The 9969-nt window shown below is 48.3% G+C and carries 10 protein-coding genes and 1 pseudogene; 5 read left to right on the forward strand and 6 right to left on the reverse strand.

Annotated features, from left to right (window positions below; genetic code table 11):
* Window positions 1-8 precede the first annotated feature (8 nt).
* From FYJ35_RS12080 to FYJ35_RS12100, 5 genes are all read right to left on the reverse strand, one after another.
* Window positions 9-977, reverse strand: coding sequence for a zinc-dependent alcohol dehydrogenase (locus tag FYJ35_RS12080; RefSeq protein ID WP_321049925.1), 969 nt, complete (start codon window positions 975-977; stop codon window positions 9-11).
* Between the two features lie 124 nt (window positions 978-1101).
* Complete coding sequence (locus FYJ35_RS12085) at window positions 1102-2073, reverse strand: ABC transporter permease (RefSeq protein ID WP_154526883.1); 972 nt, start codon at window positions 2071-2073, stop codon at window positions 1102-1104.
* 10 nt (window positions 2074-2083) lie between these two features.
* On the reverse strand, window positions 2084-3580 hold the full coding sequence (locus FYJ35_RS12090; protein ID WP_154526885.1) for a sugar ABC transporter ATP-binding protein: 1497 nt from the start codon (window positions 3578-3580) through the stop codon (window positions 2084-2086).
* Between the two features lie 5 nt (window positions 3581-3585).
* The gene (locus FYJ35_RS12095; protein ID WP_154526887.1) at window positions 3586-4530 is read right to left on the reverse strand and encodes a sugar ABC transporter substrate-binding protein; all 945 of its coding nucleotides are present in this window, start codon (window positions 4528-4530) and stop codon (window positions 3586-3588) included.
* Between the two features lie 75 nt (window positions 4531-4605).
* Window positions 4606-5424, reverse strand: coding sequence for a sugar phosphate isomerase/epimerase family protein (locus tag FYJ35_RS12100; protein WP_154526889.1), 819 nt, complete (start codon window positions 5422-5424; stop codon window positions 4606-4608).
* 283 nt (window positions 5425-5707) lie between these two features.
* On the opposite strand from FYJ35_RS12100, the gene FYJ35_RS12105 reads away from it, so the two are divergent.
* From FYJ35_RS12105 to FYJ35_RS12125, 5 genes are all read left to right on the forward strand, one after another.
* On the forward strand, window positions 5708-6784 hold the full coding sequence (locus FYJ35_RS12105; protein WP_154526891.1) for a LacI family DNA-binding transcriptional regulator: 1077 nt from the start codon (window positions 5708-5710) through the stop codon (window positions 6782-6784).
* 157 nt (window positions 6785-6941) lie between these two features.
* On the forward strand, window positions 6942-7526 hold the full coding sequence (locus tag FYJ35_RS12110; protein WP_154526893.1) for a hypothetical protein: 585 nt from the start codon (window positions 6942-6944) through the stop codon (window positions 7524-7526).
* 52 nt (window positions 7527-7578) lie between these two features.
* A complete protein-coding gene (locus FYJ35_RS12115) occupies window positions 7579-7794 on the forward strand; it encodes a hypothetical protein (RefSeq protein WP_154526895.1) in 216 nt (71 codons plus the stop codon).
* A 295-nt stretch (window positions 7795-8089) separates the two neighbouring features.
* Window positions 8090-9361 carry an ATP-binding protein gene (locus FYJ35_RS12120; RefSeq protein WP_154526897.1) on the forward strand — a complete coding sequence of 424 codons (1272 nt, stop codon included), beginning with the start codon at window positions 8090-8092 and terminating at the stop codon, window positions 9359-9361.
* A 101-nt stretch (window positions 9362-9462) separates the two neighbouring features.
* The gene (locus FYJ35_RS12125) at window positions 9463-9630 is read left to right on the forward strand and encodes a hypothetical protein (protein WP_021850830.1); all 168 of its coding nucleotides are present in this window, start codon (window positions 9463-9465) and stop codon (window positions 9628-9630) included.
* 215 nt (window positions 9631-9845) lie between these two features.
* Here FYJ35_RS12125 and FYJ35_RS15260 read toward each other — a convergent pair.
* Window positions 9846-9969 (reverse strand): annotated as a pseudogene (locus FYJ35_RS15260) (IS256 family transposase); the annotation flags it as partial.

The raw sequence follows: 9969 nt of genomic DNA on the forward strand, positions 1-9969 counted from the left end.
GGCCCCTGTCACTCTTCGTCGGGATACAGGATCACTTCCAGTCCGGTCCCGTTCCTCATCGCCTCAAGACCTTCCTCAAACCGGGAAAGAGGCAGCTGGTGAGTAATGATCTTTTCAACCGGGATTACGCCGGCTTCCAGCATCTTGACGGTTCTGGACATAATGTAGTTTCCGATGTAATTGCCGAAGATGCTCAGGCCTTTGGAGACGATGTCGTTCTGGCAGATCGTCTCGTTGACGGCACCGTTCTGCCCCATCAGCACGACCCTTCCGCCCTTGCAGGTACACTCGATCGCGTCTTTGATCAGAACACCAACTGCATCAGCAGCAATGTCCACACCATTGCCGTCTGTCTCGCGCAGCACCACTTCATGAAGATTTTCTTCAATGGGGTTCACGACCAGGTCGGCTCCGCAGGCACGGGCATATTCAGCGCGATACTTGGAGGGTTCGGATACGATCACCTTGCCGGCACCATTAGCCTTCATCAACATCGTAAAATACAGGCCGATCGGGCCGCCGCCCAGGATAAGGACAGATTCTCCGGGAAGGACCCGGACCCAGTCCATGGCGCCCATAACGCACTTGACAGGCTCAGCGAACACTGCCAGATTCCTGGGCATATCATCCGGGATCTTTGTCAGGGCAACTTCCGGAGCCACGAAATATCTGGCGAACACGCCGTCGCAGGTAACGCCCATCACGCGTTCATTATTGCACATATTGGCCTTGCCTCTGCGGCAGCTCTCACAATAACCGCAGGGAAGGTTGGGAACCAGTACGACACGGTCTCCGGCCTTAAAGCCTTCAACGCCGGTTCCCACCTGCTTCACGGTGCCGACACACTCATGTCCGAGAATGATCCCCTTGGTCCCGATAAATCCGGGCGGGTCTCCGAGAACATGGACATCGGTGCCGCAGATGCTCGCGGCTTCGACTTCAACAAGAACATCGTCTGCTTTTTTGACCTCAGGCACAGGTCTTTCCTCAAATGCCCAGGTTGCAAGATCTTTAAAAACAACTGCTTTCATTATTTATATCAGCGGTATCTGACAATACCGCTTTCTCCTTTCTCAAATTAAGCCCTGCAGGTCATTTATTTCAGGCACTCTTCGTGCTCTGGTTATCCATGATGACAGCAACAAGGATGATCAGGCCTTTGATTACCTTCTGCCAGTATGTTGAAACGTTGATCATGGTCAGGCCGTTTGTCAGCACGCCGATGATCAGTACGCCCAGCATCACACCCCAGAGTTTTCCTTTTCCGCCTGACATGCTCGTTCCGCCCAGAACGACAGCCGTGATTACATCCATCTCGGAACCTTCACCGGTGGCAGGAAGTCCGCCGCCCAGTCTTCCGGCCAGGATGATCGCGGCGAACCCGTTGAGCAGGCCCGCGATCAGATACACCACGATCTTGACCATATCCACATTAATACCGGACCACTGGGCAGCCTGGGCGTTGCCGCCGCAGGAGTAGATGTAGCGTCCGAACCGCGTTTTCCTTACCAGGAAAGATCCGCAAAGGAGCACAATGATCATGAAGATGACCGGCAGCGGAATGGTGTTGAAAATATACCCGGTTCCGAGGATCGTAAATTTCGGGCTGGTCACGCCGATGGGCGAACCACCTGTCAGTATGTAAGCAAATCCCCGGCACATGCTCATGGTCGCCAGCGTTGTGATGAAGGCAGGAATGCGGAACCTCGCCGTGATCACACCGTTAAACAGACCAATGACCATGCCCAAAACCAGCGCGGCAAGCACCGTCAGGACAGTGGTGCCGGTAGACTTGAAGATCATGGCGCACAGAACGCCGATAAACGCGTACATGGAACCTACGGAAAGATCGATGTCTCCCAGAAGGATGATCATAAACATGCCGACTGAAGAGATTCCGGTAATGGAGACCTGACGCAGGACATTGATTATATTGGAGGTGGTCAGGAAGGTCTTGGACATGATCGAAAAGATGATCACTTCCAGCACCAGCAGTCCTGCCAGCGTCAGCTGCCTGACCAGTTCAAATTTCCCCGCGCTTTCAGATTTATTTATTGCCTTTTTGTTATTCATTTTTTATCCCTCAGCTAATGGCGGCATGCATGATCTTTTCCTGATCATAGTTTCTTGTCAGACCGTCCAGTGTGATCTTTCCGTCGTGCATCACGACCACCCGGTGGCTTACGCGAAGTATTTCCGGGAGATCGGAGGAGATCATGATGACGCACATGCCCTGATCCGCCAGCTCCCGGATGATCTCATAGATCTCCGCCTTGGCTTTGACATCCACGCCTCTGGTAGGTTCGTCCAAGATCAGGACATCCAGTTTCAGGGAGAGCCATTTGGAGATGACCACCTTCTGCTGATTACCTCCGCTCAGTCTTTCCACCAGCTGTTTCCTGCCGGCGCATGCGATCGACAGGGCATCAATATAATGCTCTGTGATCTGGGTCTCTTTCTTCGTCGAAGTAAGGATCTTGGGCAAATCCCGCAGCTTGACGATAGTCAGGTTGCTCTGGATATCCTGTTTCACGATTAAGCCCAGTTCTTTCCGATCTTCCGGAACCATACCGATTCGGTTGCTGATCGCGTCAGAAGCGGAACGAAGCTTAAGGATCTTACCGTCCTTCTTCAGCACGCCGCAGGGGCTTTGATCGATTCCGAACAGGACGCGGGCCAGCTCTGTGCGACCGGCCCCGATCAGTCCGAAGATACCGACAATCTCACCGCTCCAGGCTTTAAAATCGATCGGTGTATCAAATTTCGAGGTGATGATCCCTTCTGCTTCGATAGCTACCTGCCGCTCTTTTGTTTCGTCATAATCGGAATACTTGTCTTTAAATTCTCTTCCGATCATTAGCCGGATCAGCTCGTTTTCCGTTGTTTCACTGATATTGCGCACACCGACCTGTTCTCCGTCCCGGAAGACCGTTACCCGGTCTCCGATCTCGAAGATCTCCTCCATGCGGTGGGAAATATAGATGAAGCTGATTCCCTCTTTTTTCAGTTTGTCAATCAGAGAAAAGAGGGTGCGCACCTCTTTCTCTGATAGACTGGAAGTCGGTTCATCCAGAATGATGATCCTGGCATTGTGAGAGAGACATTTCGCGATCTCCACACACTGCTTCTGGGCAGTAGACAATTTTCCTACGATCGTGGTAGGCGGAAGATTCAGATCTACCATTTTCATCCAGCCCACAGCTTCCTCATTCATGGCCTTCCAGTCGATTACTCCGTGCTTTGCCGGCGCAAAGCCCATGGAGATATTTTCAGCAATGCTCATATTGTCCATCAGGTTGAATTCCTGAAAGACCATACTGATCCCCTTCTCCAGCGCAGCTTTCGGGTTATGGAAATCGGTTTCTTCAAGATCTCCGTTTTCGTTTTCCAGGAAGATCTTTCCTGAGCTCTTGCGGTAAACACCCGTCAGGATCTTCATCAGAGTCGACTTGCCCGCTCCGTTTTCTCCCATCAGGATATGCGTCTCTGCTGCCTCCAGTTCAAAATCAACGTTTTTCAGCACCTGGACTTTTGAAAAGGATTTGGAGATCCCTTCCGCTCTCAAAATTGTCCTGCCCATTTTATTTATTTCTCCAGATAAGCGTTATCTCTTGCGACGATGTCTGCGCAGTTCTCAGCGGTCACCAGTTCGCACTCAATGAAGGCGTCTTCCACTTCCTCACCGTTCAGGTATTTGATGGCATTCTCAACAGCCTTGTAGCCCATGGTATAGGGATCCTGAGAGACGGTCGCCACCAGGTTGGTACCGTTCGCAACAGCTTCCATTACTTCGCTGTCGGTATCGACGGCAACAACCTTGATATCCGTGCGGTTCAGGGACTGTGTGGCGGAATAAGCGCCCAGAGCCATTTCAGCATTGGCACCCCAAATGAACTGAATGTCCGGATTGGCCTGGATGATGCTCTCAGCCGCAGAAAGAGAAGCGCTGCGGTCGGCGTTGCAGTCCTGCTCGGCAACGATCTCGATGTTCGGCCAGGACTCTTTAAGCTTGTCCATGAAACCGGCTGCTCTGTCAGCTGTGGCGGATGCTGCCGGCCAGGTCAGGATAGCAATCTGTCCTTCGCCGCCCATCTGCTCGCCAATGAAATCAGCTGCGATCTGGCCGATGCCATAGTTATCGGAACTGACGAAAGAAGCCACATCAACGCCTTCGATCCCGATATCGCAGGTACCGATCGCAACGCCCTTGCTCTGCGCTTCTTCGATGACCGGAACAATACCTTCGGAATTGCAGGGACCTACGATGATATAATCGACGCCCATCTCTACGAAGTTCTCAATGTCATCTACTTCCTGCTGAAGGTCGCCGTCAGCATACTTGTATGTGAATTCCGCGCCGAATTCTTCGGCTGCATCCTGCATGCCGACTGTCTTGATCTCCCAGTGCTGAACCGCGCCGTACCCATGGGAAGCGGCAATGGAATAAGAAGCTTCTTCAGCCGAAACAGCTACTGTCATTCCAAGAACTGCACAAGCTGTAACGATCACTGTCATCATTCTCTTTTTCATTTTCGTTCCTCCTTTGATGATATGTTTGGTTATCTGCCAGCCAGTGAAGGAAAAAGGATCTTCACTGTATGTTTCTTATGAAAACAGTTTTCTAAGATACTCGACAGACTCCTGTGAGTACTGGTCATAGAATTCTTCCTGTACGATCCCGCTGAAGGGATTGGCCGCGGCCGGAAGAAGTTCCATGGCGATCCATCCGTCATAATCGATGTCGCGAAGTGCCTGGGCGATCTCTTCAAAATCAATGTGTCCGCGGCCGGGTGCCGCGCGGTTGCTGTCGGCGATATGAAGGTAATACAGTTTTTTCCCGACATTGCGCAGGGCATCACCCATATTGGTCTCTTCGATATTCATATGGAAAGTGTCGCCCATCACCCCGACATTATCCAGATCAACATCATTCACCATCTTCAATGCATGTTCGACCTTTGTGATCAGGTAAGTCTCATATCGGTTCCACGCTTCAAGCGTAAGGCGGATGTTCTTCTCCCGCGCATACGCGCCGGCTTCCTTCAGGCCTTCCACCGCCCACTGCCATTCCTGCTCGGGAGAGGATTCCGCATCGATCTTCATGTTGGCAGTCACCTGTGTACTGATGGATTTCGCACCGATGGCGGCAGCAAAGTCTACGCAGGATTTCATGTAATCCACTGCCTGACGGCGGATTTTCGGATCACTTGAAACAAAATCCCGTTCACGGGTGAATATCCCGCAGATCGAACTCGCCTCGATGTTGTTTTCCTTCAGCAGGCGGCGGATCTCACCCGTATCATAATTATTCGGCTCACCGACAAAATCGACGCCGTCATAACCGAACCGGGCAAGGCGGCGGATCCCGTCAGCAATATCCTCGCCTGCATAGACCAGAGTATTGTAGGAAATCTTGATGTTCATTATCTCCCTCCTCTTTTGTTACATCATTTACATTGTTTTGTTGCTTTGTTTACATTTCCCTGTAACAAAAATTTATCCAAAATCTGTGTAATTGTCAATGCGTTTGAGATATTTACATCTATTTTGGCAATATTATCCAAACAAATGGCGATTAATTATGAATATTGCAATGCGAGGAAGTGAAACAAATGTAACATATCGCATCTGTTACATTTGTTTCGTTTTTTGCTTGTATTTGTTTATGAAAATATGATTCAATTACATTGAAAGGAAGGAGGGAACCATGAGCAGAAAAGTAACGATCCGTGACGTAGCCAATGAAGCAAAGGTTTCTATTGCCACCGTCTCAAGAGTATTGAACAATAAATGTGCGGTCCGCCCGAAGACAAGGAATACCATTCTCCAAGCCGTTGAAAAACTGGGATATAAATATGAGAATAGGGTGACGGAAATCCCGGAGCCGGGAATGACTGTCCCGGAGGAAGGAACAGCTCAGCTTTTCTATCATAAGGTAATGGAAGAAAGCAATATCATCATTGTCAACATCCCTACCATGTCCAATCCCTTCTATTCAAAGATCATAGACGGAATTCATGCCTCGGCCGAGATGCATTCGCTTTCGGTGGTCTTTACTTCCATTGATATCAATGAGAAAAATGTGGACGCTTTCATAAGACTTACAGATCACCTGAAGGCGATCGGACTGATTGTACTCAACAGCTTTTCCTATTCAACCCTGAGCATCCTTACTTCCCATCTTCCGGTAGTGCAGTGCTGTGAATATTATGACAACCCGTCCGCTTCCTATGTCGGAATCAACGACTATACCGCAACAGAAACAGCAATCAATTATCTTCTCTCCATGGGCCGAAAGAAGATCAGCCTTGTGAACGGACCGCTAGAATTCCGCTATGCCCAGAACCGTCTGGCAGCCTATCAGTCTGTCATGGATTCGGCAAACATAGAGGTGCCTGCCTCCTGGATCATCCAGCTTCCCGAGCTCAATCATGACCTCGCCTTCACCTCGATCGTCCAGGTTCTCTCCTCTCCTAATCCGCCCGACTGCTTTTTTGCAGTCTCGGACAGCCTGGCAGCCGCAGCGATCAAAGCCGCTCAGTACTGCAATCTCAGGGTACCCTCAGATATCCTGGTCATCGGGTTCGACAATACGGAGATTTCCCAACTGGCTACCCCTTCAATCACTACCATCAAACAGCCTCGTTACCAGCTCGGCTACCTGGCCTGTGAACTGCTGGTCGAAAAAATAGCAGATCCGCATTCCGAGATCAAACGTGTAAAACTGCCGACCGAACTGATCATCCGCGAATCCACCACCAGCGAACGCATCTCAATGGAGTAAGTGTGACAGAGGTAGTCTGCTGCTCTTATCGAAATATCATTTTCGAGCGGATTTTCCTTTTTATGAAGGTATAGATTTATGTTGCAGGCAATATGAAACAGACTTTGCAACATAAATACGCAGCAATATCAAGAATATATAAGGAGAAAAATAGAAAATGAAAAAAGGATTTTTAGCAGCAATGATGTGTGTATTAAGCGCGGCGACAGTGATGTGTGCTCACGCAGCAGAACCCCAGACCGAAGCAGCAACCGAAGGAACATCCGGTACAGCACTTGAAGAATTCAAGTGGGACGATAATATGCAGCAGATGTTTCTCGCTGAGGGATTTTCCGGCACGGTTTATGATATAGATGCGTTCGGCATGCAGATGGTTGTCCCGGAAGGCCTGGAAAAGAGACAGCCTACCGAGGAAGAGCTGGCGGAGGATACCAGACTGGTATTTGAGAATGCCGAGAAAGATCAGAAAATCGAACTGGTACTTGGCCCTGTAGGTGACTGCAAGACGCTTGATGATGTCAAGGTATTTATTGAGCAGCAGGTTCCGGGAATTGTGATCTTCCCGACAAAGATCAATGAGTTTGACACACTTGTGTATGGAACGGAAGAAAGCAATTCCATGTGCGTACTGATCGGTGCCGGCGATGCAGGCTTCCTGCGGGTAATCTGCCGTCCGATCAATGATTCTCAGATGAAAAAGCTGTACTCTTATGTGGCAGCATCCATCCAGACAATCAAATGATGAAAGGATCAAGGGATGATCAAAGGGCGCGTGAAAAAACGAAAGTTTTTTCATGCGTCCTTTTTACTTTGGAGAAACCACGGCCATTTCAATTGAAAAAGAACGCGGACAGGGAAAACCATCTCTGGAGCTTCTGGTTGAGATTGCCCTCTACTTTCATGTCAGTACTGACTATCTGCTTCTGGGGCGGGAGCTTGACAGGGATTCCGTCCGTGTGATCCTTCTTGAACTGTCCGCGCAGATGATGGAGCTTGCCAAGAAATTGTAAATCATAACAGACGGTAAGAATGCCTCATATAATCATTACGACAATTTTCCTGCGGAAAATACGTGACAATGATGTAAATCGTAAGCGCTCAATTAACATTGAGCGCTTACTTAAGATAAACGAATGTTCAATATCTGTCGGCTTCGATCGCCCTGGTGTTATATTTGATTACTATCTTATGCCGCTTACGTCCCAAATACGTAATTTTATGTTGAACCGCAGGACTCAATGGGTTATACTTTTATTACGATCTTAAGACGATTACGTCCTAAGTGCGTAATATCAGGAGGTGCCGATGATACAACGTGATCTTTATCTTCACCAACTTGTTTCCTATATGTGGGATGGTCAGATCAAAGTTATTACCGGGATCCGGCGGTGCGGAAAGTCCGTTCTTTTATTCGAACTGTTTCGTGACTATCTGCTGTCACAGGGGACGAGCGCCGAGAACATCATTACAATCGAACTTGATAAACGCAAAGATGTAAAATTCCGCAGCCCGATTGCTCTCAGCAGTATGGTCGAGGCAAAGATACAAAACAGCGCACAACAGTACTATCTCTTTATCGATGAAATTCAACTGTCTGTTTCCATTCCCGATCCGGATCTGCCCGGCGAAAAGGTAACAATCTATGATATGCTGAATGAGCTGCGAGGATACAAAAATCTTGATGTGTATGTCACAGGAAGCAATTCCAGAATGCTGTCAAGCGACATCGTGACAGAATTTCGCGGCCGTTCTTCGCAGGTCCATGTATATCCTCTTTCTTTCCGGGAGCTCTTTGAAGCTGCAGGCGGAGATAAAAGAGATGCATTTGACCGCTATATGCTTTATGGCGGAATGCCATACCTTCTGAATCTGAAGGAAGACCGACAGCGAAAAGACTATTTAGCACAGCTTTTTAATGAGGTATATATCAAGGATATCATTGAGCGTGAGGGAATTGAACGCCCTGATGTACTTTCTGATATCCTGGACTTTCTTGCGTCATCTGTCAGCTCGCTGACAAATCCCACAAATATTGCAAACACACTGAACAGTACAAAAAAGGCGAATGTCAACCCAAAAACTGTTTCAAGTTACCTGGAATACCTGAAGAATGCCTTTCTGATCAGCGAAGCAAAACGCTGGGATATCAAGGGAAAACGATATTTCCAGTATCCGAACAAATATTATTACACAGATATCGGACTCCGTAATGCGCGAGTCAATTTCCGGCAATTTGATCCTGGTCATATCATGGAAAACATCCTGTACAATGAACTGATTATACAGGGATATTCCGTTGATGTTGGCGTCGTCCTCGACAGGCGAAAAGATCAGAAGGTGCAAAAGGAAATTGATTTTGTTGTCAATCAAGGAGACAAAAAGGTATATATCCAATCCGCCTATGAAATGTCTCATACAGAAAAGACAACCAGTGAACTGGACTCTCTGCGACTAACGAATGATTTCTTTGAGAAAATCGTTATGCGTCGGGATATTCCGGCGTCATTTACGGATGAAAACGGCATTCGTCATATCAATGTACTGGATTTCCTGCTTGGCAAAGAAACGATCTTCTGATTCATAAGATAATCGGTACATGGTAGGATGAATCTTCTGGATGAGGTCGCGAGCATGGCAGCGGATCTGGATAGATTCAGTGATGCGAGGAGAAATTTATTATGGCAGTAAGAAAAGCAGATGAATCAGACAGATTGTTTGTAGTTGAAGTAGGTATGGAGAACCGTGCACCGGAGGAGATCGCTAAAGATGCGGCTTTTCAAATCAGTGCATTGTTCGACAGGCTTATAGAGGAGCAGCAGAAAAAAGATGATCAAGACATTGTATAACAAGTTGCAGGATGTACAGAAAGTTCTGATTTTTTGCGAGAGTATGCAAAAATTTCTGTAAATAGGATTTCCTGTGATAAGATTTATGCCTGACAGACCAGTGAAGTGTAGCTCTCAGGCTGTCAGGCGGCTGCTTATTATATACGACATGATTTGTGGCATGTCAATTTCGGGCGGGGGATTATCCCGCCCTTTCATTTTGTTCGCAGGTATTCTTAATCGGCTAATCGGTCTTCGTACATGACCGATAATTCGCCGTACACCTGTCCCCAGTTCCGGATCGGCATCGTCCATTTTTTCGTCGCTTCCAGAGTTGCCAGGTAGAGTGCTTTCTGCAAC

The organism is Porcincola intestinalis (genome assembly GCF_009696445.1).
Taxonomy (GTDB): Bacteria; Bacillota; Clostridia; order Lachnospirales; family Lachnospiraceae; genus Porcincola; species Porcincola intestinalis.

Bases quoted from the DNA above. Each gene is read 5' to 3' on its own strand.
- FYJ35_RS12085 (WP_154526883.1), bottom strand. From the start codon at position 2,073: ATGAATAACAAAAAGGCAATAAATAAATCTGAAAGCGCGGGGAAATTT.
- FYJ35_RS12090 (WP_154526885.1), bottom strand. From the start codon at position 3,580: ATGGGCAGGACAATTTTGAGAGCGGAAGGGATCTCCAAATCCTTTTCA.
- FYJ35_RS12095 (WP_154526887.1), bottom strand. From the start codon at position 4,530: ATGAAAAAGAGAATGATGACAGTGATCGTTACAGCTTGTGCAGTTCTT.
- FYJ35_RS12100 (WP_154526889.1), bottom strand. From the start codon at position 5,424: ATGAACATCAAGATTTCCTACAATACTCTGGTCTATGCAGGCGAGGAT.
- FYJ35_RS12105 (WP_154526891.1), top strand. From the start codon at position 5,708: ATGAGCAGAAAAGTAACGATCCGTGACGTAGCCAATGAAGCAAAGGTT.
- FYJ35_RS12110 (WP_154526893.1), top strand. From the start codon at position 6,942: ATGAAAAAAGGATTTTTAGCAGCAATGATGTGTGTATTAAGCGCGGCG.
- FYJ35_RS12115 (WP_154526895.1), top strand. From the start codon at position 7,579: ATGCGTCCTTTTTACTTTGGAGAAACCACGGCCATTTCAATTGAAAAA.
- FYJ35_RS12120 (WP_154526897.1), top strand. From the start codon at position 8,090: ATGATACAACGTGATCTTTATCTTCACCAACTTGTTTCCTATATGTGG.
- FYJ35_RS12125 (WP_021850830.1), top strand. From the start codon at position 9,463: ATGGCAGTAAGAAAAGCAGATGAATCAGACAGATTGTTTGTAGTTGAA.